Origin of the sequence: Nonomuraea pusilla (assembly GCF_900109355.1) — a bacterium.
In the GTDB taxonomy this organism is placed as follows: domain Bacteria; phylum Actinomycetota; class Actinomycetes; order Streptosporangiales; family Streptosporangiaceae; genus Nonomuraea; species Nonomuraea pusilla.
On sequence record NZ_FOBF01000007.1, the window covers coordinates 250424 to 277040 of the forward strand.

29 protein-coding genes are annotated in these 26617 nt (G+C 73.7%); 11 read left to right on the forward strand and 18 right to left on the reverse strand.

Annotated elements, in window-relative coordinates:
• Positions 1-81: 81 nt before the first annotated feature.
• On the forward strand, positions 82-741 hold the full coding sequence (locus tag BMX74_RS17480) for a hypothetical protein (protein WP_256257002.1): 660 nt from the start codon (positions 82-84) through the stop codon (positions 739-741).
• A gap of 76 nt (positions 742-817) precedes the next feature.
• On the opposite strand, the gene BMX74_RS17485 is transcribed toward BMX74_RS17480, so the two are convergent.
• Positions 818-1225: a MarR family winged helix-turn-helix transcriptional regulator gene (locus tag BMX74_RS17485; protein ID WP_236714651.1), complete on the reverse strand. Its 408-nt coding sequence runs from the start codon at positions 1223-1225 to the stop codon at positions 818-820.
• A 132-nt stretch (positions 1226-1357) separates the two neighbouring features.
• Between BMX74_RS17485 and BMX74_RS17490 the strand changes: the two genes are divergently transcribed.
• Together BMX74_RS17490 and BMX74_RS43055 are read left to right on the forward strand one after the other, a co-directional pair.
• Entirely contained in the window at positions 1358-2185 is an 828-nt protein-coding gene (locus tag BMX74_RS17490; protein ID WP_091101460.1) for an SDR family oxidoreductase, read from the forward strand.
• 114 nt (positions 2186-2299) lie between these two features.
• Entirely contained in the window at positions 2300-2518 is a 219-nt protein-coding gene (locus BMX74_RS43055) for a hypothetical protein (RefSeq protein ID WP_143078684.1), read from the forward strand.
• A gap of 105 nt (positions 2519-2623) precedes the next feature.
• On the opposite strand, the gene BMX74_RS17500 is transcribed toward BMX74_RS43055, so the two are convergent.
• Positions 2624-3151 (reverse strand): HIT family protein, encoded by a 528-nt coding sequence (locus BMX74_RS17500; RefSeq protein WP_256257003.1) that lies wholly within the window; start codon positions 3149-3151, stop codon positions 2624-2626.
• A gap of 645 nt (positions 3152-3796) precedes the next feature.
• On the opposite strand from BMX74_RS17500, the gene BMX74_RS17505 reads away from it, so the two are divergent.
• Complete coding sequence (locus BMX74_RS17505; protein ID WP_218153984.1) at positions 3797-4519, forward strand: VIT1/CCC1 transporter family protein; 723 nt, start codon at positions 3797-3799, stop codon at positions 4517-4519.
• 318 nt (positions 4520-4837) lie between these two features.
• Here BMX74_RS17505 and BMX74_RS17510 read toward each other — a convergent pair whose 3' ends face one another.
• Genes BMX74_RS17510 through pgi form a run of 3 tightly spaced genes read right to left on the reverse strand, consistent with a single transcriptional unit; the run spans position 4838 to position 7438 of the window.
• Complete coding sequence (locus BMX74_RS17510; RefSeq protein WP_091101467.1) at positions 4838-5395, reverse strand: cupin domain-containing protein; 558 nt, start codon at positions 5393-5395, stop codon at positions 4838-4840.
• Entirely contained in the window at positions 5377-5760 is a 384-nt protein-coding gene (locus tag BMX74_RS17515) for a spore germination protein GerW family protein (protein WP_055502600.1), read from the reverse strand. The genes BMX74_RS17510 and BMX74_RS17515 overlap by 19 nt, the downstream gene beginning before the upstream one ends.
• Before the next feature lie 46 nt (positions 5761-5806).
• The gene (gene pgi, locus BMX74_RS17520) at positions 5807-7438 is read right to left on the reverse strand and encodes a glucose-6-phosphate isomerase (RefSeq protein WP_055502601.1); all 1632 of its coding nucleotides are present in this window, start codon (positions 7436-7438) and stop codon (positions 5807-5809) included.
• A gap of 156 nt (positions 7439-7594) precedes the next feature.
• Here pgi and BMX74_RS17525 point away from each other — a divergent pair, with 156 nt between their 5' ends.
• Positions 7595-8782: an acetate/propionate family kinase gene (locus BMX74_RS17525; RefSeq protein WP_091101468.1), complete on the forward strand. Its 1188-nt coding sequence runs from the start codon at positions 7595-7597 to the stop codon at positions 8780-8782.
• Between the two features lie 8 nt (positions 8783-8790).
• Here the strand turns inward: BMX74_RS17525 and BMX74_RS17530 are convergent, their stop codons facing one another.
• From BMX74_RS17530 to BMX74_RS17540, 3 genes are all read right to left on the reverse strand, one after another.
• On the reverse strand, positions 8791-9834 hold the full coding sequence (locus BMX74_RS17530) for a PAS domain-containing sensor histidine kinase (protein ID WP_091101470.1): 1044 nt from the start codon (positions 9832-9834) through the stop codon (positions 8791-8793).
• Positions 9835-9923: 89 nt separating this feature from the next.
• Positions 9924-10358, reverse strand: coding sequence for an ATP-binding protein (locus BMX74_RS17535; protein WP_091101472.1), 435 nt, complete (start codon positions 10356-10358; stop codon positions 9924-9926).
• Positions 10359-10452: 94 nt separating this feature from the next.
• A complete protein-coding gene (locus BMX74_RS17540; RefSeq protein WP_055502605.1) occupies positions 10453-11091 on the reverse strand; it encodes a response regulator transcription factor in 639 nt (212 codons plus the stop codon).
• Positions 11092-11242: 151 nt separating this feature from the next.
• On the opposite strand from BMX74_RS17540, the gene BMX74_RS17545 reads away from it, so the two are divergent.
• Genes BMX74_RS17545 through BMX74_RS17555 form a run of 3 tightly spaced genes read left to right on the forward strand, consistent with a single transcriptional unit; the run spans position 11243 to position 13526 of the window.
• Positions 11243-11725, forward strand: coding sequence for a cation:proton antiporter regulatory subunit (locus tag BMX74_RS17545; RefSeq protein WP_091101474.1), 483 nt, complete (start codon positions 11243-11245; stop codon positions 11723-11725).
• A gap of 8 nt (positions 11726-11733) precedes the next feature.
• The gene (locus BMX74_RS17550) at positions 11734-12894 is read left to right on the forward strand and encodes a cation:proton antiporter (protein ID WP_091101476.1); all 1161 of its coding nucleotides are present in this window, start codon (positions 11734-11736) and stop codon (positions 12892-12894) included.
• A 17-nt stretch (positions 12895-12911) separates the two neighbouring features.
• Positions 12912-13526 (forward strand): pentapeptide repeat-containing protein, encoded by a 615-nt coding sequence (locus BMX74_RS17555; RefSeq protein ID WP_091101479.1) that lies wholly within the window; start codon positions 12912-12914, stop codon positions 13524-13526.
• A gap of 24 nt (positions 13527-13550) precedes the next feature.
• On the opposite strand, the gene BMX74_RS17560 is transcribed toward BMX74_RS17555, so the two are convergent.
• A complete protein-coding gene (locus tag BMX74_RS17560; RefSeq protein WP_091101481.1) occupies positions 13551-14411 on the reverse strand; it encodes a helix-turn-helix domain-containing protein in 861 nt (286 codons plus the stop codon).
• A 101-nt stretch (positions 14412-14512) separates the two neighbouring features.
• On the opposite strand from BMX74_RS17560, the gene BMX74_RS17565 reads away from it, so the two are divergent.
• Positions 14513-15112: an NADPH-dependent FMN reductase gene (locus BMX74_RS17565; protein WP_091101484.1), complete on the forward strand. Its 600-nt coding sequence runs from the start codon at positions 14513-14515 to the stop codon at positions 15110-15112.
• Between the two features lie 72 nt (positions 15113-15184).
• Here BMX74_RS17565 and BMX74_RS17570 read toward each other — a convergent pair whose 3' ends face one another.
• From BMX74_RS17570 to BMX74_RS17605, 8 genes are all read right to left on the reverse strand, one after another.
• Positions 15185-16249, reverse strand: a complete 1065-nt coding sequence (locus BMX74_RS17570; protein ID WP_082534792.1) for a fatty acid desaturase family protein — start codon at positions 16247-16249, stop codon at positions 15185-15187.
• Positions 16250-16506: 257 nt separating this feature from the next.
• Positions 16507-17640, reverse strand: coding sequence for an FAD-dependent oxidoreductase (locus BMX74_RS17575; RefSeq protein WP_091101486.1), 1134 nt, complete (start codon positions 17638-17640; stop codon positions 16507-16509).
• A 25-nt stretch (positions 17641-17665) separates the two neighbouring features.
• Positions 17666-19285, reverse strand: a complete 1620-nt coding sequence (locus tag BMX74_RS17580) for an MFS transporter (protein WP_177227384.1) — start codon at positions 19283-19285, stop codon at positions 17666-17668.
• Positions 19286-19364: 79 nt separating this feature from the next.
• Positions 19365-20768 carry an FAD-binding oxidoreductase gene (locus tag BMX74_RS17585; RefSeq protein WP_091101490.1) on the reverse strand — a complete coding sequence of 468 codons (1404 nt, stop codon included), beginning with the start codon at positions 20766-20768 and terminating at the stop codon, positions 19365-19367.
• 78 nt (positions 20769-20846) lie between these two features.
• The gene (locus BMX74_RS44115; RefSeq protein WP_091101493.1) at positions 20847-21224 is read right to left on the reverse strand and encodes a hypothetical protein; all 378 of its coding nucleotides are present in this window, start codon (positions 21222-21224) and stop codon (positions 20847-20849) included.
• A gap of 124 nt (positions 21225-21348) precedes the next feature.
• Positions 21349-22209, reverse strand: a complete 861-nt coding sequence (locus BMX74_RS17595; protein WP_091101495.1) for a hypothetical protein — start codon at positions 22207-22209, stop codon at positions 21349-21351.
• A gap of 606 nt (positions 22210-22815) precedes the next feature.
• Positions 22816-23454 (reverse strand): hypothetical protein, encoded by a 639-nt coding sequence (locus BMX74_RS17600; protein ID WP_091101497.1) that lies wholly within the window; start codon positions 23452-23454, stop codon positions 22816-22818.
• 29 nt (positions 23455-23483) lie between these two features.
• Positions 23484-24050 carry a DUF4142 domain-containing protein gene (locus tag BMX74_RS17605; RefSeq protein ID WP_177227385.1) on the reverse strand — a complete coding sequence of 189 codons (567 nt, stop codon included), beginning with the start codon at positions 24048-24050 and terminating at the stop codon, positions 23484-23486.
• 170 nt (positions 24051-24220) lie between these two features.
• Here BMX74_RS17605 and BMX74_RS17610 point away from each other — a divergent pair, with 170 nt between their 5' ends.
• On the forward strand, positions 24221-24676 hold the full coding sequence (locus BMX74_RS17610) for a pyridoxamine 5'-phosphate oxidase family protein (protein WP_091101502.1): 456 nt from the start codon (positions 24221-24223) through the stop codon (positions 24674-24676).
• A gap of 86 nt (positions 24677-24762) precedes the next feature.
• Here BMX74_RS17610 and BMX74_RS17615 read toward each other — a convergent pair whose 3' ends face one another.
• Entirely contained in the window at positions 24763-26127 is a 1365-nt protein-coding gene (locus tag BMX74_RS17615) for a methyltransferase domain-containing protein (protein WP_091101505.1), read from the reverse strand.
• A gap of 113 nt (positions 26128-26240) precedes the next feature.
• Between BMX74_RS17615 and BMX74_RS17620 the strand changes: the two genes are divergently transcribed.
• Positions 26241-26528: a Fe-S cluster assembly protein HesB gene (locus BMX74_RS17620; RefSeq protein ID WP_055502620.1), complete on the forward strand. Its 288-nt coding sequence runs from the start codon at positions 26241-26243 to the stop codon at positions 26526-26528.
• Positions 26529-26617 lie beyond the last annotated feature (89 nt).

The window sequence follows — 26617 nt, forward strand, 5'->3', positions numbered from 1 at the left end:
GGAGCCGGGGACCCTGGCGTCCGGGCCCCCGGCGTCGCAGACTGGAGGTACGGCCATCGCGTCGAGCAGTGGAGCGCACTCGTGGACAGTCACCTCGATCACATGCCCGTCCTGTCCCGCGGCAGGCACCGCAACCCCAAGCGCGGCGCCTGCTTCATGGAACTGGCGTCCTACCTCGCCGGAGAGCGCTGGAGCGACCACCCGGCCTGCACGCACCCGCTGCTGGCCGCGCTCGCCCGGCTCGTCAACGACAACACCGGCGACGACAACCGCAGCAAGCTCATCGGGCTCGTGCCGTCCATCATCGGGCTGAACAGCGACGACCTGCGCGTCGACGCCGTCATCGCGCTGCGGTGCGCCACGACCGCCCTGCCCGTGGCGGCGGCGGAACGCCAGCTCGCCCTGGCCGTGTCGGTGCTAGCCGCCGAGGAGATGCTGGCCAGGCTCGACGGCGCGCCGTCCGGGCGGCTGAGCGAGGCCGGCCGGCAGGCGCTGGAGGGGGCGCCGAAGGCCACCGAGCAGGCCAGGCGCTTCAGCCGGGCCGCCAAGATCACGGAGAGGGGTTTCCGCCGGTACGCCGCGCCGAACGCGGTGCAGCTCTCGGTGGTGGGCATCGTCCAGGCGTGCGTCGCCGACCCGGACGCGCTGCTGCGCGAGCTCCTGGAGAGCGCGATCGCCGACTGCGCGTCCCTGATCCGTCCGGGGCTCCCGACCACGACCGCCGCCCCGGTACGCGGCTGAGGCGGCTCTGACCCCTCACCGGGCACGACCTCAAGAAGCACGTCCGGAGCGCCGCAGCAGGCGCTCCGGACCGCGGTCACCAGTTCCGCACCTCGTGGGCCCAGGCGGCCAGCCCCGCCACGAATCCCTTCCTGTCCGAAGGCGAGAGGTCGTCCAGGACGCGCAGCAGAGGTGCGGCGCGGAGGGCGACGAACTTCTCGACCATGGCCCGATGGCGCGGGGCCAGCGACACCAGGGTGCGGCGGCGATCGGCCGGATCCTCCCGGCGCTCGACCAGGCCGGCCCTGCTGAGGTCGCTCAGGAGTTCGCTCGCGGTCGTCAGGGACATGCCCATCCTCTCGGCCAGTTCGGTCACGCTCAGTGACGGTTCGACCGTCAGCTGGGGGATGACCGCGCCGTGTCTGGCGGTGAGCCGGTGGCCGCGGAAGATCTCCCTCAGCTCGTCCGGCATCTCGGCCTGGGCTCGCCGGAAATAGGCCTCCACCAGGGGCACGAAACCAAGGGCTTCTCTGACCTCTTCCTGTCGTGGCAGTCGAGGGGGCGGAATGTCATCCATCACGGTCACAGGATACAGTGCGGATATCCAAACAGTTCGGATATCCGAAGTGAGGTAGCCGTGATACTGGTGACAGGGGCGACGGGCAACGTCGGCCGCCATCTGGTGAACCTGCTGCTCCAAGCGGGCGAGCAGGTCCGAGCGATCAGCCGCAACCCCGAGCGGGCCGCTCTGCCCGACGGCGTGGAGGTGATGAGAGCCGACATGTCCCAGGAGGAGGACCTCCGTGCCGCACTGCGGGGAGTAGACCGCGCGTTCCTGCTCCCGGCCGCCGGTCAGGTGGACGGCTTCCTGCGCGAGGCCACGGAAGCGGGCCTCGGGCACGTCGTGCTGCTGTCCGCGCTGGCGGTGACCATGGAGCAGGCGGGCGTGCTCGGCAGCGTCCACGCCGGGTACGAGCAGGCCGTGGCCGGGTCAGGGCTGCCGTGGACCTTCCTGCGGCCTGGCGCGTTCATGGCGAACGACCTGCAGTGGGCGCCCGGCGTCAGGAGCGACGGCGTGGTGCGGGCCCCCTTCGCCCAAGCGGCGACCGCGCCCGTGGACGAGCGCGACATCGCCGCGGTGGCCGCGCGGACGCTGCTCGACGACGGGCACGCGGGCAAGGCGTACGCGTTGACCGGGCCCGACTCGCTGACGACGGCCGAGCGGGTACGGATCCTCGGCGAGGTCCTCGGCCGCGACCTGCGCCTGGAGGAACTGTCCCCCGAGCAGGCCCGTGAACAGATGATCAGGCACACCCCGGCGGTGGTCGCGGACTCGGTGCTCACCTTGTTCGCCTCGTTCGCCGGCAGGGCCGCGGACGTGTCGCCGGTGGTGCGGGAACTGACCGGCCGAGCTCCGCACACCTACGCCGCCTGGGCGGCCAGGAACGCCGCCGCGTTCCGCTGACGGACGAGGAGGCCCCAGGGATGCCGCCCTTCGGCGACGGTCGGCCACGTCTCACCCGAGCGCGCAGCCGTCGTCATCGCCGAGGGCGGCCCCTGCCGGGCGGCATGGACAACGGTGATCGCCCGTTCCCTGGAGGCGTCCACCTCTGGCGCGTACGGGCGCTCGCCCTCCTGCTCGGCGTCCACCTCTGGTGCGCACGGGCGCTCGCCCTCCTGCTCGGCGCTCGCCCTCCTGCGAGGCGTCCGCCTCTGGGGCGTACAGGCGCTCGCCCTCCTGCTCGGCCTCAGCGCCCTGGGCGGCTCCGCCTCCGCAGCCGCCGGGAGAACCTTCTGACGGGCCCCTCGCCCTCGCGCTGTCCCTGCTGCGCCTCCTCCCGTCCCTCGTCCCCGCCCAGGCAGGCCAGGAGAACGCCCGCCGGCGGCCGGAACGGGCCGTGCCTCATCCGTGCGCGCCGTCCGGCGGCGGCTGGAGGTCCAGGGCACGCCTGATCCTCGCCGCCAGGGCGGCGGCCTCCTCGGGGGTGTGCTCGACGACGCCGTTCTCGGCCATGAGCGCGTGGTACTGCTGCCGCTCGTACGGGACGCCCGGCGGCAGCGCGGCCACGTGCCAGTGCAGGTGGGCGTTCCCCTGCTGGCTGCCCAGGGACAGCAGGTACGTCCGCTCGCAGGGGACGCTCGCCTCCAGCGCCAGGGCGACCCGGCGCACCACCCGCATGAGGGCGCTGAACTCGTCCTCGTCGAGGTCGCGGACGACGTGCTCGACATGGCGCCGGGGCGCGACCAGGACATACCCGGGCAAGGCCGCGAAGCGCGCCAGGAAGGCGATGTGCGTTCCGTCGTCGTGGACGATCTCCTCGGGCTGGCCGGGGTCGCCGCTGACGACGGCGCAGATGAAGCACGGCCCCGTACGCGACCGCCGGGTGTAACTCTCCAGGTCGAACGGCACCCGCCGGATCGAGCCCGCCACGATCGCCCCCTCACCGGACCTCGGCCTCGACGATCATCGTAGGACGTCCGGACCGCGACGGACAGGGCGTCACCCGCCCCGCCCGTCTCCGGCGCCCCGGTCCCGGCCTCACCCCTCTCCGGCGCCCCGGTCCCGGCCTGATTCCGACCTCGGCTCCCCGTCGACGCACCCTTGGGCCGGACGTCCACCCGACCTCGGCCCCCGTCCTGACGCACCTCCCGCGGCGCCGGGCGGACCGACGGGGTGCGGCGGCCCGGGGCACGGGGAAGAGGCCCGCAGGCCACGTGCCCGCCACGGAGGTGCCGCCGCCGCGCCGCCAGGCGGCGTGCGTCTTCTCCCCCAGGGCCGGGCGGGACGGCTTCCGGGGTCTGCGCTGCGGCGGGCTGGCGCCGGGGCGGCACCCACGGAATGAAAGGCGGGATATTCGAGCGGACCGCCATTTGTTTGGTTTGGTTTACCTAAGTCCGAAGGGTGAGACAAAGGGGCGCGGGAATGCGCCGAAGAGTCGTGCGGAATTGTCGCAGCCATGTGGTAAAGAGCGCGGCATCAGCGATTGGGTCGCAGGTCAGGATAGGCTCCCCTTCGTTGCGGATCTTACGATAAATGCCTAAATTTATGGACGATTGCAGCTTTGTGGAGGAATTCGTGACTATTGAGCTTGCCACCCCGTACACCCCTGAACAGCATCACAGCCACCGGGACGTGACCGGCGGCTGGCTGCGGCCGGCCGTGTTCGGCGCCATGGACGGCCTCGTGTCGAACTTCGCGCTCATCGCCGGCGTGGTCGGCGCGTCGGGCGCCGGGCGTGGCGCGGTGCTGGCGGGGTTCGCGGGGCTGATCGCGGGCGCCTGCTCGATGGCGGCGGGCGAGTACACGTCGGTGAAGTCGCAGACCGAGCTGATGCGGGCGGAGATCGCCGTGGAGCGCCGCGAGCTGGCCCGCAATCCCGAGGGCGAGCAGGCGGAGCTGGCGGCGCTGTACCGGTCGCGCGGCCTCGACGGCGAGCTGGCCCGCAAGGTGGCGGAGGGGCTGTCGGCCGACCCCGAGCAGGCGCTGCGGGTGCACGTGCGCGAGGAGCTGGGCGTGGACCCCGACGACCTGCCGTCGCCGTACATGGCGGCCGGGTCGTCGTTCTGCGCGTTCGCGGCGGGCGCGCTGGTCCCGCTGGCGCCGTTCCTGTTCGGAGCGTCGGGGCTGGCCGTGGCGCTGGTGGTGACCGTGCTGGCGCTCTTCGGGTTCGGGGCGGCGGTGGCCGTGATGACGGCCAGGCCGTGGTGGCTGGGTGGCCTGCGCCAGCTCGCCCTGGGCGTGGGCGCGGCCACGGTCACGTTCGGCCTGGGCCACCTCCTGGGCGTCACGGTCTCCTAGGACCGGCTCCTGGGCGTCACGGTCTCGAAGGGCGCGGGCCGGAGACGATCACGACGGTGAGCCCGCGGACCCTGGGCCGGCCTGTCGATCGTTCCTGGTCGGAGTCTCAGCGGAAGCCGGAGACCCGCCGACCGGCAGCCCGCGCGACGACCCGCCTCAGCAGCGCTGCCCCGCGCGACCGCGGCGGGCACGACGCTCAACGGCGGCGACAGCGCCACGGCCGGGTCATCGCACGCGGCACCGACCCCGAGGTGGAGCAGGTAGGCCTTGCCCGCTGCCTTCACCCCGGCGAGAGCGGCGGAGGCGGCGCGACGGACGTCATGCCGGCCAGCGCACGAGCACCCGGCCTTCCGGGACCAAGGTGGACAGCTGCCATGTCCAGGTGGGCACGGTGACGACCTCGGCGGGCTGGTCGAGGGTGACGGGCGCGTCGAGCAGCGCCGAGCGCGGCGTGAGCGGCAGCCCGCCCTCGGGGATGACGACGGTCTCGAGCGGAGTGCGCTGCGTGGGGCCGTCGGGCACGTCGGCGTCGCTGCTCACCCACGAGGGGTCGCCGGTGAAGGCCGCGAGCACCAGCGCGCCGCGCGGGGCCGAGCACTCGTGCCGCAGGGCGCCCGCCGGGATCCAGCCGTGCTGCCCCGGCAGGTACGTCACGCCGGACACGGTCAGCTCGCCGTCGAGGACGACGAGCTCCTCCCCCGCGAGGTAGTGGCCGCGCTGGGCCCGCGACCAGCCGGGCGGGTAGCGGACGAGCCAGGCGGACCCGGTCAGCCGCGACATGCGGACCTGCGCGCCGGCGCCTGGCACGCGCACGTCGCGGCCCGGCAGGCCGGCGTCGAGCAGGTCGATCAGCGCGGTCAGTGCCTGCGCCGCCACTTCTTGAGCACGGCCCTGACCGTGAGCAGCAGCACGACCGCGACGACCTGGCCGCCGAGGACGATCTGGTTGACGTTCACGGCCGGCCGCCAGGTGACCTCGCCGTCCTTGACGACGAAGACGCCCATGGGCGCGGCGCCGAAGCCGAACCCGCCGCCGCTGCCCTCCGACGCCGCCTCGGGCGCGGCGGCCTCGCCCGCGCCGGCCTCGCGCGGCCCCTTCGACCTGCCCTGGCCACCGCCGCCGCCCTGCCCGACGCGGGCGACGGGGATGACGAGGACGTCGCCGTGCCGGATGGGCTCGCCGAAGACGCGATTGACGGTGGCGGTGTCCTTGGACCTCTCCACCAGCTCCATGATGTCCATACGCCCCATCGTCACCCTCTCGCGGCGGTTGTCACAGCATTTCGCGTCAGACGCGCCGTCCGCGCAGTTCGCGGTACTTCTTGACGAGCTCCTCGGTGGAGGCGTCGGGGAACGACGTCGGCGGCTCGTCGGAGGTGAGCGCGGGCGCGAGGTCGAGCGCCATCTTCTTGCCCAGCTCGACGCCCCACTGGTCGAAGGAGTCGACCCCCCAGACGGTGCCCTCGACGAAGACGATGTGCTCGTACAGGGCGACGAGCTGCCCCAGCGTGGACGGGGTGAGCTTGGGCGCGAGGATGGTGGAGGTGGGCCGGTTGCCCGGCATCACCTTGTGCGGAACGATCTCGGCAGGGGTGCCCTCGCCCGCGATCTCCTCGGCGGTGCGGCCGAAGGCCAGGGCCGAGGTCTGCGCGAGCAGGTTCGCGGTGAGCAGGTCGTGCATGCCCTCGCGGTCCTCGTACGGCTCGGCGAAGCCGATGAAGTCGGCGGGGACGAGCCGGGTGCCCTGGTGGAGCAGCTGGTAGAAGGCGTGCTGGCCGTTGGTGCCCGGCTCGCCCCAGAAGATCTCGCCGGTGGCGACGGTGACGGGCGAGCCGTCGGCGCGCACCGACTTGCCGTTGGACTCCATCGTGAGCTGCTGCAGGTAGGCGGGGAAGCGGTGCAGCCGCTGGCTGTACGGCAGCACCGCCCTGGTCTCGGCCCCGAAGAAGTCGGTGTACCAGATGCCGAGCATGGCCATGATCACCGGCATGTTGGCCTTGAACGGCGCGGTGCGGAAGTGCTGGTCCATCTCGCGGAAGCCGGAGAGCATCTCGCGGAACCGCTCGGGCCCGATGGCGATCATCAGGGACAGGCCGATGGCGCCGTCGTAGGAGTAGCGGCCCCCGACCCAGTCCCAGAAGCCGAACATGTTCTCGGGGTCGATGCCGAACTCGGCCACCTTCTCGGCGTTGGTGGAGACGGCCACGAAGTGCCTGGACACGGCGTCCTCGCCGAGCGCGGCGACCAGCCAGCTCCGCGCGACCCTGGCGTTGGTGAGGGTCTCCAGCGTGGTGAACGTCTTGGAGCTGACGACGAACAGCGTGGTGGCGGGGTCGAGCCCGGCGAGCGTGCCGGTGATGTCGGCCGGGTCGATGTTGGAGACGAACCTCGCCTCGATGCCGGCGTCGGCGTAGTCGCGCAGCGCCTCGTACGCCATGGCGGGGCCGAGGTCGGAGCCGCCGATGCCGATGTTGACGACGGTGGAGATGGGCTGCCCGGTGGCGCCGCGCCACTCCTTCGAACGCACCCGGTCGGAGAAGGCGCTCATCCTGTCGAGCACGGCGTGCACGTCGCCCACGACGTCCTGGCCGTCGACGACCAGCTCGGCGTTCTCGCGCATGCGCAGCGCGACGTGCAGGACGGCACGGTCCTCGCTGACGTTGATGTGCTCGCCGCCGAACATCGCGGAGACGCGCTCGCGCAGCCCCGCCCGCTCGGCCAGCGCGACCAGCAGGTCGATCGTCTCCTCGGTGGCGCGGTGCTTGGCGTAGTCGAGGTGGAGGTCGCCCGCGGTGAGCGTCATTCGCCCGGCACGGCCCGGGTCCTCGGCGAACAGCTCGCGCAGGTGCTTGCCGGCCAGCTCGTCATGGTGCTTGGCCAGCTCAGCCCACTCCTGGCTCTGGGTGATGTCGCCGTTCACGTGTCGTCCTCCTCGTGCCGTCAAACCGATCACATCGTCCCGTAACCCCGTACCCGTGGTTGACGATTCCGCGCACGGCGGAGCCAACTCTTTCTCGCCCCGGCGCGGTCCCCGCCCGCCCGGGGCGGCGACGGGAGGCTGAAATAAGATCGTGGCATGGCCGACCACATCCTCGTCCTGAACACGGGCTCGTCGTCCATCAAGTACGAGCTGGTCGACGTGCGCACCAGGGAGCGTCCCGCCAGGGGGCTGGTGGAGCGCATCGGCGAGGAGAAGGGGCGGCTCACGCACCGGGCGGGCGACGGCCCGCCCTACGAGCGCGAGGCCCGCTTCCCCGGGCACCGCGAGGGGCTCGACGCGGTGCTGGAGGCGTTCGCGCAGGCGGGCCCGGAGCTGCACCCGATGGCGGTGGGGCACCGGGTCGTCCACGGCGGCACCCGCTTCCCCGAGGCGGTGCTGGTCGACGACGCCGTGATCGCGGCGATCGAGGAGCTCGCGCCGCTCGCGCCGCTGCACAACCCGGTGAACCTCGCGGGCATCCGGCTGGCGCAGCGGGCCTTCCCAGGAGTGCCGCAGGTGGCGGTGTTCGACACGGCGTTCCAGCTCACGCTGCCGCCGGAGGCGTACACGTACGCCGTGCCGCGCGAGTGGCGCGACCGGCTCGGGGTGCGCAGGTTCGGCTTCCACGGCACCTCGTGCGCGTACGTCTCGCGCCGGGCCGCCGCCTTACTCGGGCGCGACCTGGAGGAGCTCGACCTCGTCGTCCTGCACCTCGGCAACGGCGCGAGCGCGACCGCGATGTCGGGCGGGCGCAGCGTCGACACCTCGATGGGCATGACGCCGCTGGAGGGGCTGGTCATGGGCACGCGGTCGGGCGACGTCGACCCCGGCCTGCCCGGCTACCTGGAGCGGGTGGCGGGGATGGACGCCCAGGAGACCGAGCGGGCGCTCGGCCGCCGCAGCGGGCTGCTGGGGCTGGCCGGGACGCCCGACATGCGGGAGGTGCGCGCGCTGGCCGCGGCGGGCGACGCGGACGCCCGGCTCGCGCTCGCGGTGTACACCCGGCGCGTCCGCGCGTACGTGGGCGCCTACTACGCGCTGCTCGGCCGCGTGGACGCGATCGTGTTCACCGGTGGCGTCGGCGAGCACGACGCCGCCACCAGGGCCGAGTCGCTGGCGGGGCTCGAACGGCTGGGCGTCGTCGTCGATCCGGCCCGCAACGGGGAGCCGTCGTCGTCGGAGCGGGCGGTGTCGCCGCCTGGGGCCGAGGTGGCGGTGCTGGTCGTCCCCACGGACGAGGAGTGGGAGATCGCCCGCCAGGCGCTCGCCCTCATCGAGAGCTGAGCCCGGCGTCAGGGGATCGGGACAGCGGGCAGCCAGAACTCCACCACGGTGCCGCCGCCCGGCGCGCCCCGGATGTCGCACCAGCCGCCCGCGGTGTCGGCGCGCTCGCGCATCTCCAGCAGCCCGAAGTGGTCGTGGCGGCCTTCGGAGGCGTGGGGCGGCGGCCCCACGCCGTCGTCGGCGACCCGGACGAGCACGCCCCGGTCGAGCGAGGACAGGGAGACGGTGACGGTGCGCGCGCGGGCGTGCTTGCGGACGTTCGTCAGCGCCTCCTGGCAGATGCGGAACGCGGTGATGGCGGTCTCGGGCGGGGGTTCGGCGTCGAGCCGGTGGCGCAGCTCGAAGCGGAGGCCTGAGCCGGCGAAGGCCTGCTCCAGGTAGCCGGTCAGGCCCTCGACCAGTCCGCCGCTGTCGAGGCCCGGCGGCAGCAGGCGGAAGGTGAGGCCGCGCAGCCGCCTGACGGCGGCGTCGACGGCGTCGTCGAGCTCGCGCACCAGGGCGGCGTACTCCTCGGGGAGCCGCTCGCCGAGCAGGCGCAGGCCCATGCCGACGGCGACCATCGACTGGATGGTGTCGTCGTGGACGTCCCAGGCGATGCGCCTGCGCTCCATCTCCTGGGCGCGGACGAGGTGGGCGAGGAGGCGGCCGCGCTCGTCCAGGGCGCGGGCGACGCCGCGGCGCTCGGTCAGGTCGCGCGTCACCTTGCCGAAGCCGCGCAGCTCGCCGGTCTCGTCGTACAGGGCGGTGATGACGACGCTCGCCCAGAACCTCGTGCCGTCCTTGCGGACACGCCAGCCCTCGGCGGCGACCCGGCCGTCGGCGACGGCGGCGGCGAGCAGCCGTTCCGGCACGCCGGCGGCGACGTCGCCGGGCGGGTAGAAGACGGAGAAGTGCCTGCCGATGATCTCCTCGGCCGCGTACCCCTTGGCGCGCTCGGCCCCGGCGTTCCAGCTCACGACGTGGCCGCCGGGGTCGAGCATGAAGATGGAGTAGTCGACGACGCTCTGGACGAGCAGCCGCAGGTCGGCCGGTGCGGGATCACGCGCGGGCATACCGCAGCTTCGCACGGCGGCCGCGCCGGCCGCGAACCCGGACTCCCCGAGACGTCAGGCCGCCGCGGCTCCCGAGGCCCCCGGCCCGCTCACCCCGCCTGGGGGGCGAGCGGCCTGACGTGCGCGGCTAGCTCGCACCACACGGCCTTGCCCTCGCCGTCGCCGCGGACGCCCCAGCCGGTGGACAGCATGTCGACCACGCGCAGCCCCCAGCCGCTGCCCGGCTCGGGCTCGCGCGGCTCGGGCAGGCGCTCGCCGGTGTCGCGCACCTCGACCCGTACGCGGTCGTGGTCGCACTCGACCCGCAGGACCGGCGCGCCCGCCCCGTGGCGCAGGGCGTTGGTCACGAGCTCGGAGACGACGAGCAGGACGTCCTCGTGGCGGCCCCGGTAGCCGCCGCCCGTGATGGCCTCACGGGCGATCTGCCGGGAGCGGGTGATGCTCTCCATCTCCTCCGGCAACCGGACCTCCAGCCGGATCGCCCCCGCGTCCTGCCCCGCGTCCTTCCCCGTGTTCCTCCCCATGCCTCCCAGTGTCGGACCGCGACGGTGCGGCAACGAGACGCAGCGGCGTCACGTCGTCCGGTCCGTCTGCGGCAGGCGAAGTGGTGCGGATGCGTCAGTCGACGAGCCCTTCCCTGCGGGCGATGGCCACGGCTTCGAGCTTGGAGCGGGCGCCCAGCTTCTCCAGGACGTGCTGGACGTGGTTGCGGGTGGTGTTGCGGGCGATGCCGAGCCGTTCGCTGATCTCGGCGGTGCCGGCGCCCTCGGCCAGCAGGAGCAGCGTCTCGCGCTCGCGCGGGGTGAGCGCCGCGCCCTGCGGGCCCGCGCGCCCGGTCAGCCGGGCGAGGACGCCGGGCAGCAGCGCGGGCGGGAAGACGACGCCGCCTGCCGCCACCTCGCGTACGGCCGACTCCAGTTCGTCCAGGCGGGACGACTTGACGACCAGGCCCGCGCCGCCCGCCTCGACGACGGCGGCCGCGACGGCGGCGGTGGCCTCGCCGGTCAGCACCAGCACCCGGGTGCGGGGCGCGGCGGCGCGGATCCTGCCGATGGCGGCGACGCCGTCGCCGTCGGGCAGGCGGCGGTCGAGCACGACGACGTCGGGGCGTGTCCTTCCCGTCTCGGCCACGGCGGAGGCTATGGATCCGGCCTTGGCCACGACCTCGATGCCGGGGACGCGGCCGAGCGCCTGGCCGATGGCCTCCGCGACCATGGCGTGGTCCTCGACGAGGAGCAGGCGAGTCAAGGGGGGCATACCTGAGCATCCTCTCGCACTGTCCTCGCCCACGCCACGGAGGGTCGCGGCCCGGAGCAGCCGGTCACGTGTGACGCCGCGACATGCGAGCACGATTGGTAGGGTTATCCGCATATAGGCGGTAAAAGCGGATAAAAGAGCGGGTGGGTAGGTGGAAGTCGAACAGACGTCACTGCCGGGCATCGGACTGCGGCACGATTTCACCACCCGGTCAGGACAGCGGATCGGCGTCGTCTCCCACCGCACCGGCCGCCGCGACCTCGTCATCTACGACAAGGACGACCCCGACCGCGCCTGCCAGACGGTCAAGCTGAACGACGAGGAGGCCGACGCCCTCGCCGAACTGCTGGGCGCGCCCCGCATCGTGCAGCGGCTCAACCAGCTCCACCAGGAGGTCGAGGGGCTGGTCAGCGTCCAGCTCGCGATCCCCGCCGGCTCCCCGTACGCCGGGCGCCCCATGGGCGACGCCCGCGTGCGGACCCGCACCAGCGCCTCCATCGTGGCCGTCGTCCGCGCCGGTCAGGTCTTCGCCAGCCCGGGCCCGGAGTTCGTCTTCGCCGCGGGCGACATCGTCGTCGTCGTGGGCAGTGCGGACAGCACCTCCGAGGTGGCCGACATCCTGGCCGAAGGGTAGGGCCGCGGGTGCACGAAACCGCGGTGCTCTTCCTGGAGTTCGGTGCTGTCCTTCTCGGTCTCGGCGTGCTCGGCGCCCTCGCGCTGCGCGTCGGCATCTCCCCCATCCCGCTCTACCTCATCGCCGGGCTCGCGTTCGGCACCGGCGGCGTGCTGCCGCTCGCGACCAGCGAGGAGTTCATCTCGGTCGGGGCGGAGCTGGGCGTCGTCCTGCTGCTGCTCACCCTCGGCCTGGAGTACAACGCCGACGAGCTCGTCACGAGCCTGACGGGCAACGCCCGCGCCGGCATCGTGGACCTCGTGCTCAACGCCGCGCCCGGCGCGATCTGCGCGCTGCTGCTCGGCTGGGGGCCGGTCGCGGCCGTCGCCATGGCCGGCGTCACCTACGCCACCTCGTCCGGCATCACCGCGAAGGTGCTGACCGACCTCGGCTGGATCGGCAACCGGGAGACCCCGACCGTGCTGTCGCTCCTCGTGTTCGAGGACCTGACGATGGCGGTGTACCTGCCGGTCCTGACCGCCATGCTGGCGGGGCTCAGCCTGGTCAGCGGCGCGATCACGGTGGCCATCGCGCTCGCCACGGTCAGCGTCGTGCTCGTCGTGGCGCTGCGCTTCGGCCGGTTCATCGAGGCGTTCGTCGCCAGCCCGAACTCCGAGGTGCTGCTGCTGAAGGTGGTGGGCCTGGCCCTGCTCGTGGCCGGGATCGCCCAGCAGCTCCAGGTGTCGGCCGCCGTCGGCGCGTTCCTCGTCGGCATCGCGCTGTCGGGCCAGCTCGCGCACGACGCGCAGGCGCTGCTCGCGCCCCTGCGCGACCTGTTCGCGGCGGTGTTCTTCGTCTTCTTCGGCCTGCAGACCGACCCGGCCAAGATCTGGCCCGTGGCGGGGCTGGCCGCGCTGCTCGCCCTGGCCAGCATGGTGACCAAGCTCCTGACCGGCGTGTACGCCGCCAGGCGCGCCGGCATCGGCAAGGCCGGGCAGGCGCGGGCGGGCATCGCGCTGATCCCCCGCGGCGAGTTCAACATCGTCATCGCGGGCCTGGCCGTGGCCGCGGGCGCCCACCCCGACCTCGGGGCGCTGGCCGCCGCGTACGTGCTCATCCTCGCGGCGTTCGGTCCGCTGGCCGCGAAACTGGTGCAGCCGTTCATCACGGCCATCGCCAAGCGCGCCTGATCCGCTAGTTTGTTCGTATGGCGGACAGGAAGCACGGGGTGCCCGCTCCCCCGACGGAGACGACGATCAGGTCCGAGGACTGGGGGTGCCGCGAGCTGGAGGGCGAGACCTTCCACCGGGTGCTGTTCCAGGACGTCGACATGACCGAGGTGGTGAACAGGGGCTCGACGTTCGACGAGTGCACGTTCAGGAACGTGCGGTTCAACGTCTCGTCGCACACCGACGCCCGGTTCACCGGCTGCACGTTCACGCGCTGCTCGTTCTTCGACGCAACGTTCGACGGCTGCAAGCTGACCGGCAGCATGTTCGACGGCTGCACGTACGGGCTGCTGAAGGTCGAGGGCGGCGACTGGTCGTTCGTGGGGCTGCCGGGGGCAGACCTGCGGGGCAGCGTGTTCGAGCGGGTCAGGCTGCGCGAGGCCGACCTGACCGGGGCCAGGTGCGAGGGGGCGAAGCTGCTGCGCTGCGACCTGTCGGGGGCGTGGCTGAGGGCCGCCGACCTGACGAAGTGCGACCTGCGCGGCAGCGACATCGGCGATCTCGACCCGGCGACGGTCACGCTGAACAAGGCCGTGATCGACCCGTACCAGGCGACCGTCGTCGCGAGGGCGCTCGGGCTGGTCGTCGACTGACGGCCGGGCCCCGGGCCCCCGGGTTCAGCCCGAGACGGCCCGCAGCGCGCCGGGAGCCCGGCCGGTGACGCGGTCGAGCGCGGCGGCGCTCGGCGCGTCGGCGGGCAGGTGGACGAGCAGCCGCAGGCCGCCGCCGCCCGCCGGCTCCAGCTCCTCGCGGGTCAGCCGCAGCTCGCCCGCCTCCGGGTGGACGACGCGCACCACGGGCTCCGGCACGGGCGGGCGCGGCACGGCGGCCAGCCTGTCGGTGAAGGCGGCGCCGGCCGTGAACGACAGCTCCGCCACCAGCTCGGCCGCGTACGGGTCGCCGCGTCCCGCCTCCAGCTTGAGCGCCGCGGCGGTCTCGTCGGCCAGGCGGTGCCAGTCGGGGTGGGCGGCGCGGGCGCGCGGGTCGGAGAAGACGTACCTGGCGAGCACGGGCGCGTCGCCGTCCAGCATGCCGAGCGGGCGGGCCAGGCGTTCGAAGCCCACCGTGTACGCGAGCACCTCGGTGAGCCGGTTGACCAGCACGGCGGGGGTCGGCTCCAGCCGGTCGAGCAGCGCCCGCAGGGCGGGGCGCACGGTGCGGGCGGGCGGCTCGCCGCCTCCGGGGCAGTGCAGGGCGTCGCCGCTGCTCACCTTGGCGAGCAGCCTCAGGTGCGCGCGCTCCTCCTGGGTCATCCGCAGGGCGTCGGCCAGCGCGCCGAGCACCTGCGTGGAGGGGTTGCGGTCGCGGCCCTGCTCCAGCCTGGTCAGGTACTCCACGCTCAGGCCGGCGACGGCGGCCAGCTCGGAGCGGCGCAGCCCCGGCGTACGCCTGCGGGTGCCTCCCGGCAGGCCGACGTCGCCCGGCGCGAGTGCCTCGCGGCGGGCGCGCAGGTAGGCGCCCAGCTCGTTGTCGCTCACGAACGGCAGTCTAGGAGCATCGGCCGCCCCGATCGTGGCCCCGCGAGGGCCAGTCTCGTCCCGGCCTCCCTGGCCCGCTCCCCCGGGACGAAGGTGGGGGCATGACAACGAATCGAATGAGACTCGCGGTGATCACCGGCAGCGTGCGGACCGGGCGGTTCGGCCCCAAGGTGACCGACTGGTTCGCCGAGCGGGTCCGCGTCCACGGGCTGTTCGACCTGGACGTGATCGACCTGGCCGCCACGCCCCTGCCCGCCGCCCTGCCCGCCACGGCGGAGGAGCTGCAGGCCGCGCACGAGCGTCCGGCCCCGATGGCGGAGCTGGCCGGGAGGCTGCGGGAGGCGGACGCGTTCGCGGTGGTGACGCCGGAGTACAACCACAGCTACCCGGCCTCGCTCAAGCTCGCGCTGGACTGGCACTACACCGAGTGGCAGGCCAAGCCGGTGGGTTTCGTGTCGTACGGCGGCTTCGGCGGCGGCCTGCGCGCGGTCGAGCACCTGCGCGCGGTCTTCGCCGAGCTGCACGCGGTCACGGTGCGCAACACGATCAGCTTCGACGGCCACTGGGCGCGTTTCGACGCCGACGGGCGGCTGCTCGACCCCGACGGCCCTGAGGGCGCGGCGAAGGCGCTGCTCGACCAGCTCGGATGGTGGGCGGAGGCGCTGCGCAGGGCCAGGAGCGTCACGCCGTACCAGGCGTGACGCGGGTCCGGGAGGCGGGCTCCTGAGGAGGGGCCCTGAGGAGGTGTCCTGAGGAGGGGTCCTGAAGGAGGGTCAGCGCCTGGCGCGCAGGGGCTCGCCGACCGCGTGCAGGTGGCTCAGCGCCTGCCGCCACGACTCCAGCAGCCCGCATTCGGCGTAGTCCACGCCGAGCGCCGCGCAGTGCTCGCGGACGATCGGCCTGGCCACGCGCAGGTTCGGCGTCGGCATGCTGGGGAACAGGTGGTGCTCGATCTGGTAGTTCAGCCCGCCGAGCGCGGCCGTCGTGAGCCGCCCGCCGCTCACGTTGCGCGAGGTGAGCACCTGGCGGCGCAGGAAGTCCAGCTCGTCGTCCGCCGTGAGCACCGGCATGCCCTTGTGGTTGGGGGCGAAGGCGCAGCCGAGGTAGACGCCGAAGCAGGCCTGGTGGACGGCGAGGAAGGCGAGCGCCTTGCCGGGCGGCAGCAGCGCGAAGACGGCGCCGAAGTAGGCGACGTTGTGCGCGATCAGCAGCAGGGCCTCCAGCCTCCGGTCCTTCATGGACGGCCTGCGCAGCGCCCGCAGGCTCGACACCCGCAGGTTCAGCCCTTCGAGGGTGAGCAGGGGGAAGAACAGGTACGCCTGCCACCGGCCGACGAACCTGGCCACTCCCGTGCTGGAGCCGGCCTGCCTGCGCGACCAGACGAGGATGTCGGGGGCGACGTCGGGGTCGCGCTCCTCGTGGTTGGGGTTGGCGTGGTGGCGGGTGTGCTTGTCCATCCACCAGCCGTAGCTGAGCCCGGTGAGCAGGTTGCCCGCGACGAGCCCGGCGATCCTGCTGGAGCGGCGCGACCTGAACACCTGCCCGTGCGCCAGGTCGTGCGCGAGCAGGGTCACCTGGCCGAAGGCGACGGCCAGCAGCGCGGCCACGCCGAGCTGCCACCAGGAGTCGCCGGTGACGGCGGCCAGCGCCCACGCGCCGCCGAACAGGCCCGCGACCAGCGTCGCGCGGGCCGCGTAGTAGCCGGGCCGCCGGTCCAGCAGGCCGGCGTCGGCGATGCGGCGCGCCAGCCTGGCGAAGTCGCTCCCTCTGGCCCCCGGCGCGCGGGGGCTGTCCACCACGGTCACGTGTCCGTCTCCGATGCTCTCGCCGATGCCCATGTCGTCCCTGCCTGCACATCACGCTATGCGCAAAAAGTGCAGGTACGTACCAGTCATCCCTGAGCATGGCGAAGGCGGGGGTCCGCACGGACCCCCGCCAGCAGGCATGATCATGGTGGTGCCTGCCCTACCACGGGAAGAGATCGGTGCCCCCGCCGCCGGGGGCAGGGCCGCCCGCGGCGCCGCCTGGAACGGCGCCGCACGGCCCGCCTGTGGGTGGGGGACGGAACGGCGGGGGCACCGTGACCTGAGCCGGATCAGGTCAGCTGGAGCTCCGGCTGGCGGACGTGTTCCGCCTCGCCGAAGACGTGCAGATCCTCGCGGAAGGCCCGCAGGTACGCGTCGCGGTCGCGGAAGCCGGCCACGAGGGCGTCGCCGTAGTCGATGAGCTCCCTGTGGGCCAGGCCGCGCGGCTCGTATCTCGCGTGGAGCAGGTGGTCGAGCAGGGCGTGGTCGCCGTCGGCGGCGCAGACCACGTCGGCCAGGATCTCCGCGTCGCGCAGCGTGTAGCTCATGCCCATGCCGGTCATGGGGTGGCAGGCGAACGCGGCCGAGCCGAGCAGCGCGGCGTTGTCCTGGTGGTAGGCCGCCACCCGCAGCGACGACACCTTGATGGGGATCCAGGTGGCGGGCAGCAGGTCGTTGAAGCTGTCGGAGCTGTCGGTGACGAACTCCTTGAGCGTGTCGAGCAGCCTCGGCACGCCGTCCTGGAAGACCTCCTTGTCCTCCTCGGGCGGCAGGCCGACGAAGACGCGGGCCCGCTCCCTGTCGATCGGGTAGAAGTAGGCGAGCCGGCCCTCCGAGCTGAAGTACAGCCGGTTGAGCTGGGCGACGCTCGCGCTGAGCGGCACGGTCGCCACCCGCATCATGAGCCGCTCGTACGGGATGCTGAGCTGGCCGATGCCGAGCGCCCTGCGCACCGCCGACTTGACGCCGTCCGCGCCGACGACGACGGCGGGACGCAGCCGGCGGCCGTCGCGCAGCGTCAGCTCCTCGACGTGCCCGCCGTCCATCTCGATCGTGTCGATCTCGGCGTCGAACCAGAACCTGGCGCCCTCCATCGCGCAGCGCGCGTAGATGGTCTCGACCAGGTCGCGGTACGGCCTGATGACGTACCCGCCGGGGAAGCGGCAGTCCTGGATCGGGTCGCCGTCGTGGTAGTAGCGGATGAGGTCGCGCTTGAGGCCATGGCGTTCGACGAGGGAGGCGAGCCCGTGCCGGGCGAGCACGCGCAGGCCCGGGGGCTTGAGGAAGTCGGCGCCTGCGGCGGGGATGGCAGGCCCCTGTTCGATGACGACGACGCGCCGGCCGCGGCGCGCGAGCAGCAAGGCCAGGAAGCAGCCGCCGAGCCCGGCGCCGACGATCGCTACGTCGCACGATGTGGTTGCCATGACGAGAGCCCTTCTGAAGATCGATCTAGACGTGCGTGTGCCCGTAGCTGCCGGTGAGCGGGCCGGTTCCGGCCGTCTGCCGCTGCTGGGCGTAGGGGTGGGCGGGGGTGCGGGCGGGGTCGTGGGACGGCGCCGCGGCTCGCGTCTCGACGGGCAGCAGCGCGTCGGCCTCCGCGGCGACGGTGGCGAGGGTCATGCGCAGCTCCAGCAGCATCCGCCGGGGCACCTTGATCATCTCCTCGCCCGGGTCGGGGCGCAGGCGGGTGATCTTGGTGAGCGCCAGCGCGCCGATCAGCACCGAGATGCCGACGCACAGCGCGAGCGCCGCCGCGAGCCCGGCCAGCGGGCCCCTCATGAACGGGTGGTCGATGACGACCGACACGACCGCGATGCCCACGGCGCCGCCCACCATGCGGGCCATCGTGGCCGCGCCGACCGCGGAGGCGTACTGGCTGGGGTGCGCGGCCAGCGTGGTCGCCACGGACGTGCCCGGCGCGAGCGCGCCCACGCCCATCCCCATGACGACGCTGGCGATCAGCGCCCACACGGTGGGGCCGCCCTGCGTCAGCACGATCACGCAGGACCCGCCGCACAGCAGCGCCCCCGCGTAGATCAGCCCGTACGGGCCGATGCGCTTGACGACCCGGCCGGCCAGGTAGCTGGTGACGACGACGGCCACCGACGTGGGGGTGAGCCACATGGCCACCTCCAGCATCGGGTAGCCCAGGTGGAGGAGGTACAGCGGCTGGACGGTGAGCAGCCCGTACGACAGGGCGCCGAACCCCCAGGTGGCCAGCCAGCCCCAGACGAACCGGGGGCGGCGCCACAGCGCCAGGTCGATGGCGGGCAGCCGGTGGTGCCTGGCCTGCGCGAGCGCGCCGCCCAGCAGGGCCAGCGCGGCGATGCCGAGCCACACCACGTCCAGCCCCCAGGACATCGCCTTGGAGATGGCCAGGACGATGACCGCGATGCCGGCGGCGAGCAGCCACGCGCCGAGCACGTCCGGCCAGCCCTTCGTCCCCGCGCGGCGGCCGGACGGCAGGGCGACGCAGGCGGCCAGCAGCGCCACGCCCATGACGACGTCCGGTGCGAACAGCGCCCGCCAGCCGAACCCCGCCGCGAGCCAGCCGCCGCCCGCCTGCATGAGCAGGCAGCCGAGGCCGGAGGCGGAGCTCCACAGCGCGATCGCGCCGCGCCGCTGCTGCTCGGGCAGCTCGCCGAGGAGCAGCCCGAGGCTGGCCGGGATCATCGCGGCCGCGCCCGCGCCCTGCACGGCCCGCGCCGCCAGCACGGACGACCAGGACGACACCATGACGGTGGCGATGCCGCCCAGCACGAAGACGACCAGCCCGACGGCCAGCACCCTGCGGCGGCCGAACAGGTCCGCCCAGCGCCCGGCCGTGGCCAGCAGCGCCGCGATCGGCACGAACGCTGCGCTGGTCAGCCACACGAGGTCGCCGAGCGGCATCCCGGCGCCCGCGGGCGTGTACTTCAGCATCCCGACCGCCAGGGTGGTGGCGGTGGTGTCGGCCATCACCGTCAGCATCACGCCGGCGCCGACCAGCCGCAGCATCAGCGCCTGGCGGCGGCCCGCACCGTTCGCGGCCGTGCCCGTCCCCTGGACGGCCGCTGGTGACGTACGCACTGTGGATACCTCCATGGGTCCGTCCCGCCGGGAGCTCGCTCCGGCGCGTGCCCGCCGGCGGGGTCGTGTCCGGTTGGTTCTAGGCGCCGTAGCGGCCGGGCGAGAGCAGGCCGTCCGGGTCGAGCGCCGTCTTGATCCGGTGGAGCATGCCGAGGCTCGCCGTGCTGGTCTCGGACCAGACGTCGGCCGCGGCGTGGTCGATGTCGGAGCGGTAGATGGCGCAGCCCTGGCCGCGCAGCAGGAAGCCCGCGTCGTTGCGGGTCCGGTGCGCCCGCTCGGCCGCGTCGCCCGCGCCCCGCTCGAAGAAGATCTGGATGACGCCGTTGGCCATGTGCTCGCTGACGAGGTTCCACTCGATCATCAGCGCGGTGCCGTGCTCGTCCACGGCCGACTGGATCGCGGCGAGGACGTCCTCCGTCCTCCTGCCGTGCAGCGGCAGCAGCGGCAGCAGCACGAGGAAGCCCATCGGGCCGGCGTCGATCTGGTCGCAGGAGGTCACACCGAGCGCGGCGTGGATCCCGCGGCACGTCGGGACGCCCTGCGACATCAGGGCCCTGGTGTACAGCGGGTCGTCCGGGCCGATCTCGGCGGCGTCCAGCACGCGCAGACCGTGCGCGCCCTCGACGTCCGCCAGCGAGCGCCGCAGCAGCGCCGCGGCCAGGTCCACCGTCTCGGGGTCGCCGAGCAGCGGGCCGAGGACCGTGAAGAGCTCCGGGTCGGCGCCCGCGGGCAGCGTCCAGTCGCCGCGTCCGCGGGGGACGAGGCTCAGCTCGCGCACCCTGAACAGGCCGTCGGCGGGGTTGCCGCGGCGCAGGAACCCGGCCAGCGCGGCGAGCGTGGCGCCCGCCCGGTCGCGCGGCAGCCTCGCGTGGACCAGGCCGACCCTGCGGGGCCTGGGCACCAGCGCGACCGCCATGGCGGTGACGACGCCCAGGTTGTGCTGGACGAACGCCGACGTCAGGTCGGGCCCGGCGACCCGGCCGCGGTAGCGGCCCGACGGGTCGAGCCCCCCGGTGGTGACGACGCTGCCGTCGGCCAGCACCGCCTCCAGGCCGGCCGTGTCGTGCACGCGGGAGCGGATCGAGCCGTCGCCGCGCTCCAGGGCGTTGCCCAGGACCGAGGTGTCGGCGCAGGACGCGGTGACGTTCAGCATCCACGGGGTGCCGTGCAGCGCCTCGGCGAGCTGCGCCTGCGTCACGCCCGGCTCGACGACGGCGTAGCCGGCCTCCAGGTCGAGGCTGCGGATCCGGTTCATGCCGCCGAGGTCCACGACCACGTTGTCCTCGGTGACCGGCATGTCCGAGCCCATCCCCCAGTTGCGGCCCGTGCTGACCGGGTAGAGGCGGCGCTTGTCCGCCGCCGCGGCGCGTACCAGCTCGCGGACCTCGTCCACGGTACGCGGCCGCTCGACGCCCGCGACGGGACGCGGGTGGTGTGCCCCCACATCACGCGGCCGCAACGCCGGCCGCGACAACTCCTGCATGGCTCTCCTCGAAAGGGGTGAGATGGCGCTGTTTCGGGGCTTCCTCCGCCGCGCGGGCGGGGGAAGGAGGCTGCACACTCAGGCGGTGTGCTGGAGCAGGTCGTCGATCGAGCCGATGGCCTGGTTGGACATCTCCCTGATCTCGCGCAGCCGCTGCAGGTACAGCTCCTGGCGCGACAGGGCGGGGACCGTGTCGCCCTCCTGCGGGGGCAGGTCGGGGGCGGTGTGGCCGGTGGAGGGGGCGCCGGCGTGGGCGGCGCGGGCGGCGGCGCGCCCGGCCCCGTACGGGTGGCGGCGGTGGCGTCCCTGCTCGGGAAGAGCGCCGGAAGCAGGGCCGGGAACAGAGCCGGAAGCAGGGCCGGAAGCAGGGCCGGAAGCAGGGCCGGAAGCAGGGCCGGAAGCGGTGTCGCGGGGCTCGTGCCAGGGTCGGCCGGGCGCGTGCGGGGGGGTTCGCATCTGAGGGTCTCCTACCGGACGGGGGTGGTCGCGGGACGCCGCTCGCCGTGGAGCGGCGCCGCGCTCGGGGGGGTGATCGGGGTGACGGCGCCCGGAGTGCCCGGCGCCGTCGCCGCCCGGGTGGTCATCGGTTCTTCCTGGGGAGCGGCGCGCCGTGGTTGTGGACGCTGGCGGCGATGCGCCGCTCCGCCAGCCCCATGTGCGGACGTCCGCCGGAGGCGTGCCCCGGCTTGGTGACGCCCGAGCCGCGGATCACGGTGCTGGCGCGCACCCAGCGGCGCGACTCCGCGAGCACCTCCCGCCGCGCCGCGGCCAGGTCGCCGTGCTCGGCGTGGCGCTCGCACACGGCGCGCGCCAGCACCCTGGCCATGACCAGGTGCTCCTGGCAGGCGGACGCGACCTTCGCCTCCAGCCCCATCACCTGGGCGAGGAGCAGCTGCAGGTACGGAAGGTCGGAGCCGCGTTCGAAGCCGTCCAGCTCGGCCAGGCGCCGCGGCCAGCGCAGCATCCGGCTCACCGCCGCGCAGGCGGCCTCGGCGGCGTGGGAGACGGGCACGTCTCCCGGGGTCAGCCCGTCCAGCCGTACGGCGAGGCGGGCGGTCTGCTCGAAGCCGGCGAGCCTGCGCAGCCCGCTCTGCAGCAGGCGGACGCGGTTCTGCAGGCAGGCGACGCTCCAGCCGAGCACGAGCAGGCGGCGGGCGTCGGCGTCGCAGTGCCAGCCGACGAGCGCCACCTCCCGCGCCATGCGGTGGTGGATCACCCACGACTCCTGCTCGGGGAGCGGGGACGCGGTGTCGATCCACACCTGGAGCCCGCCGGGGGGCAGGTCGGCGACGCCGACGGCCATGCCCTCGGGGGCCACCCTCGCGCAGATCCGCTGGACGACGCGGTGCTGGCCGGCCGTCTCCGGCGCCACGGGCACCGGGCCGTCCCAGACGGGAAGCTCGCGCTCCTGCGCCACCTCGGCCCTGGGCTCGATGCTCATCTGCGGCCACCTCCAGACCCGTGGGGGTCCTCGGTTCTTCGTAAATTGACACTTAATCGTGCCGCCCTTGATCCTCGACATGCACCGCTTCTCTGTCAACTCTGACTTTACGAAGACCGCATGAATGAGCGGCGCCGAGGAGGGGTACGCGCCACGGGGGCCGTACGCGGACGGTGACCGTCCAGATGACGACCGGATCTCGGCCGGAGGCCGGCACCGGAGCTGCGGCGGGGAGCGCGGACGGGTTTCTGCGGCCGCTCGGCCGGCACCGCGCGAGGGTGCGGCCACGACGCGAAGCCGCGGTTCCGCGAGTCGCGGGGAACGCTGTTTCGCCTGCTGGCAGCGGTTGCCGGCGGCCGGGACGCGCGCCGCGCGAGCATGGGACGATCGCCTGGACCTCTCGCCGGAAGCGACCGCGGGGGCCGTGGGCGGACGGCCGCGCGGGCGATCACGCTCCGCAGTCGCCCGAGCCGGGCTTACCGCCCGGACAGTTCTCCCTTACCCCCGCCACCGCCCACCAGGCGGCGAGCGCGCGACGGCTCCCGTCAAGCGTGAATTAACGTCAGCACCGCGTCTCGCGGGCTCGCGTCAACTGCAGAGCGCCGTTCACGACCGGCGTCGGGGTTCCGCCGGGGTGGGGTGTCCGGTGAGGGCGGCGTCGCGGCCCTCGCGGGAGCCGGCGTACACGTCCCTCCGCAGCCGCTGCAGCCGCCCCACCGGGTGCAGGTCGGGGCGGCTGTTGAGCACGGGGTCGAAGGTCAGGTCACGGCCGGGGAGCGCCTCGCGCAGGAGCAGCCGCGCCAGGTAGCGGGTGCCCGTCCACAGGTGGAACACCAGCGGGAGCGCCCGCGGCAGCAGGGCGGGGTCGGCGGGCGCCCACGGCCCCTCCGGCCTGGCCACCAGCGGACGGACCCTCGCGCCGCAGCGGTAGGACGTCAGGCTGGAGTACGGCCCCGAGGTGAAGCTCCGCCTCGGGAACGGCACCCGGCCGAAGAGCCCGGTCGACAGCAGCAGGTCCACGCCGTCGGGCAGCCGCACGGCGAGGCCCAGCACGTCGGGCAGGCGCCCCGGCAGGGACAGGCCCTTGGACAGGCGGGCGAGCACCTCGTGCTCGCCCCGCTCGCCCAGCACCGGGTTCTCGATCTGGATGGTCCCGGCCAGCAGCATGCCGCGCGGGTGCAGCGCCCTGCCGCGCCGCAGCGCGGCGACGAGGCGTCCTGCGGTGCGCGCCGTGGAGGTCCGCATGCCGCTCACCTGCCCAGGGGCGGCGCGTGTCAGTCGCCCTGGGCCTTGCGCAGCGCGTTCAGGTGGTCCTCGAGCTGGGGCTGCGCGGCCTTGGCGAGGGCGGTGGCCACCTGCGAGGAGCCGTCGGAGACCTCCTTCTTGGTGGCCTCGATGGCCTGCTCGTGGCCCTTGGTCATGCCCTTGAGCCACATGGTGTCGAAGTCCTTGCCGGAGGCGCCCTCCAGCTTCTTCATCAGCTCCTTCTGGTCCTTGTTCGGAGAGCTCGGCAGCTCGATGCCGAGCCGGGAGGCCGCCTGCGTGACCTGGGAGTCGAGCTTGGTGTGGTCGTCGACCAGCATCTTGCCGACCGACTTGATCTCCTTGGTGGTGCCCTTGGACTCGCCGAGGCGGCCCGCCTGGATCTCGGCCAGGTTCACCTGGTGGATCTCCTTCATCCACGTCTTGTCCTGCTCGGAGGGCGGGGTGAGGCTGCCGGTCGGCGTCGCGGCGGCGCCTGCGGCGAGGTTGGCGGCGTCCTGGGGCGTGCCGCCGCAGCCCGCGAGTCCCGAGACGACGAAAGCCGCGCTTGCGGCCAAAATGGTCAGATGTGTACGCATAAGTCTTCCTATGACAGGACGATACATCTCCGCTACAGAGCGTAACAATCGCTGGCGTGGAAGCCCGGGAGCCACGCGTGACCAGGCGCGGCGAGTCCCTTGTCACCATCGTGCCGCGCCGGGGGTCATAGAGTTGACCGGCACGCCGAGAACGTCGAGGAGAAGTCCCCGTGACACCCCCGCCCCGATCCGCAGAACAGCGCAAGCAGGACACCCTGCAGCGGCTCCGCCACGACGTCGACGCCTGGGTGGCCACGGCGGGCGACGAGTCTCCGTACCTGGTGCCGCTGTCGTTCCTCTGGGACGGCGAGACACTGCTGCTCTCGACGGCGACCGCCAGCCCCACCGCCCGCAACCTGCTCAAGACCGGCAGGACCCGCGTCTGCGTCGGCCTCACCCGGGACGTCGTGGTCGTCGAGGGCACCGTGGAGGCCGTGCCCGGCACCGAGATCGACCAGGCGACCGGCGACGCGTTCGCGGCGGCGTGCGGGTTCGACCCGAGGGCGTCGAAGGCGCCGTACCACTACTTCCGGGTGCGGCCGGTGCTCATCCAGGCCTGGAGAGAGGCCAACGAGCTGGAGGGCCGGGACGTCATGCGCGACGGCCGCTGGATCGTCCCCGGCTGACGTGCCTCCTGAAGGGCCGGCACACCCGGCCCCGGCCGGCACGGCGGGGCCGACGCGGCACGGCCGGCCGGGCGTGGCCCCTTCGGTCAGGTGAAGCGCAGCAGCAGCCTCGTGTGACGCTTCTCCAGGACGACCCACCCGCCGTCCCTCCCGGCACCGCCGGACGCGCCGTGCGGAGCTCCCTCCGGATCCGCGTCGCCGCCCTCCCCGATCGGGCGGGCCTCGACGCGGAGGGCCGAGGCCGCCGGGCGGCCGGCGGCGTCCCAGGCCCGTACGTGGGCGGCCAGGTCGGCGGCGAGCCGCGCCCCACCGGGACCGAACCCGCGAGCGACCGACGACACCAGCCCCGGCGCGGACGCCCCCGACGGCGCTCCGCCCGCCCCGGTCCCGGAGGCCCCCTCCGCCTTCCTGGCGGATCCTTCCCCAGCGGCTCCTTCCCCGGTGGATGCTTCTGCGGCCGGTTCGGGGGCGAGGGCGAGGATGGCGACGGCTCCGGCGTCCGCGACGCCCACGGTGCCGCCGTAGCCGCTCCGGCCCTGGTGCCCCACCAGGCGGGCCAGGCGCTCGCGCCCGCTCAGCATGCACCAGCGCGGCTCGTGCAGCGCCAGCCAGAACGTGACGTCCGTGCCCAGCAGGGCGGGTGACAGCGGTCCGGCCAGCCCGATGTCCGCCTCCGACGCGACGCCGTCGAGCGCTCCCAGCGCGTCCCCGACCTCACGCGGTTCGGGGAGCGTCAGCATGAGCTCCTGCTCCTGCCGGAGCACCCGCGTCGGCTCCGGCCCCCCGGACGGCCCCCGCATTCGCATGAACCCGCACGGCTCGACGGACGTGCTCACCCACCGCCCGTCCGCGCGCTCCAGCGCCACCGACGCCTGCACGCCCCGCAGGTCGAGCGGCACGACCAGCCGCCCGCCCGGCCCGAGCTGGGCGGCCCACGCGGGCGCGAGGTCCCAGGCGCCGGCGGTCACGATGATCCGGTCGTACGGCGCCCCTGCCGCGTGCCCCTCCACGCCGTCGGCGCACACCACCTCGACGTCCCCGTGCCCCGCCTCCGCCAGCCGCCGCCCGGCCCGCTCGGCGAGGTCGGCGTCGAGGTCGACGGTCACCACGTGCCCGCCCGGACCGGCCAGGTGGGCGAGCAGCGCCGCGTTGTAACCGGTGCCCGCCTCGATCTCCAGCACCCGGTGTCCCGGCCGCACGTCGAGCTGGTCGAGCATCACCGCCATGATCGCGGGCTGCGAGGACGAACTGATCGGCCGTCCCCCGGCGTCACGCTTGATCACGACGGGCTGGTCGAGGTAGGCGGCCTGCGGCTCGATCTCCGGCAGGAAGAGGTGCCTCGGCACCGCCCGCATCGCCGCCGCCACCCGGTCCCCCAGGGGCCGCCGGGCCGTCAGGGCGGCCACCATCTCGTCCCGCGCCTGGGTGTGGTCGTTCGGGGATTCGTCCATGGGCGCATTGTTCAGGACCCAACGGCGGCAAAGAAAGCAGCGAACAGGGTTGAGCCGGACACCTGGGGGAATGGCAGGCAACTCCTGAAGGTCGACCGTGAGGAGGAGCCATCGTGCTCACCCTGACAGCGAACGCAGCCCAGGCCATCCGCGATCTGACCGCGTCCGCGCCGGAGCCGGAGCGTAGTGGCATCCGCATCTCGTCCGAGGGCGACACCGCGAACGCGCTCACCCTGTCGCTCGCCACCGCCCCGGAGCCGACGGACGAGGTGGTCGAGAACGAGGGCGCCCGGGTCTACCTGGACCCGGTCGCGGCCAGCGTCCTCGACGACAAGTCACTCGACGCCGGGTCCGACGACCAGGGCGGCGTCTCCTTCCTGGTCACCGACCAGGGCCTCTGACCTCGGCACGACATCCGCGTGACGTCCGCGTGGACGTCTTCGAGGACGTCCACGGGACGTCGCGGGGTGTCCGCGGGACGTCCCAGGAC

Bases quoted from the DNA above. Each gene is read 5' to 3' on its own strand.
- BMX74_RS17535 (WP_091101472.1), bottom strand. From the start codon at position 10,358: ATGGGGAGGAACACGGGGAAGGACGCGGGGCAGGACGCGGGGGCGATC.
- BMX74_RS17540 (WP_055502605.1), bottom strand. From the start codon at position 11,091: ATGCCCCCCTTGACTCGCCTGCTCCTCGTCGAGGACCACGCCATGGTC.
- BMX74_RS17570 (WP_082534792.1), bottom strand. From the start codon at position 16,249: ATGGGCATCGGCGAGAGCATCGGAGACGGACACGTGACCGTGGTGGAC.
- BMX74_RS44115 (WP_091101493.1), bottom strand. From the start codon at position 21,224: ATGCGAACCCCCCCGCACGCGCCCGGCCGACCCTGGCACGAGCCCCGC.
- BMX74_RS17525 (WP_091101468.1), top strand. From the start codon at position 7,595: ATGGCCGACCACATCCTCGTCCTGAACACGGGCTCGTCGTCCATCAAG.
- BMX74_RS17615 (WP_091101505.1), bottom strand. From the start codon at position 26,127: ATGGACGAATCCCCGAACGACCACACCCAGGCGCGGGACGAGATGGTG.
- BMX74_RS17585 (WP_091101490.1), bottom strand. From the start codon at position 20,768: ATGCAGGAGTTGTCGCGGCCGGCGTTGCGGCCGCGTGATGTGGGGGCA.
- BMX74_RS17600 (WP_091101497.1), bottom strand. From the start codon at position 23,454: ATGCGGACCTCCACGGCGCGCACCGCAGGACGCCTCGTCGCCGCGCTG.
- BMX74_RS17605 (WP_177227385.1), bottom strand. From the start codon at position 24,050: ATGCGTACACATCTGACCATTTTGGCCGCAAGCGCGGCTTTCGTCGTC.
- BMX74_RS17595 (WP_091101495.1), bottom strand. From the start codon at position 22,209: ATGAGCATCGAGCCCAGGGCCGAGGTGGCGCAGGAGCGCGAGCTTCCC.
- BMX74_RS17530 (WP_091101470.1), bottom strand. From the start codon at position 9,834: ATGCCCGCGCGTGATCCCGCACCGGCCGACCTGCGGCTGCTCGTCCAG.
- BMX74_RS17555 (WP_091101479.1), top strand. From the start codon at position 12,912: ATGGCGGACAGGAAGCACGGGGTGCCCGCTCCCCCGACGGAGACGACG.
- BMX74_RS17575 (WP_091101486.1), bottom strand. From the start codon at position 17,640: ATGGCAACCACATCGTGCGACGTAGCGATCGTCGGCGCCGGGCTCGGC.
- BMX74_RS17565 (WP_091101484.1), top strand. From the start codon at position 14,513: ATGACAACGAATCGAATGAGACTCGCGGTGATCACCGGCAGCGTGCGG.
- BMX74_RS17515 (WP_055502600.1), bottom strand. From the start codon at position 5,760: ATGGACATCATGGAGCTGGTGGAGAGGTCCAAGGACACCGCCACCGTC.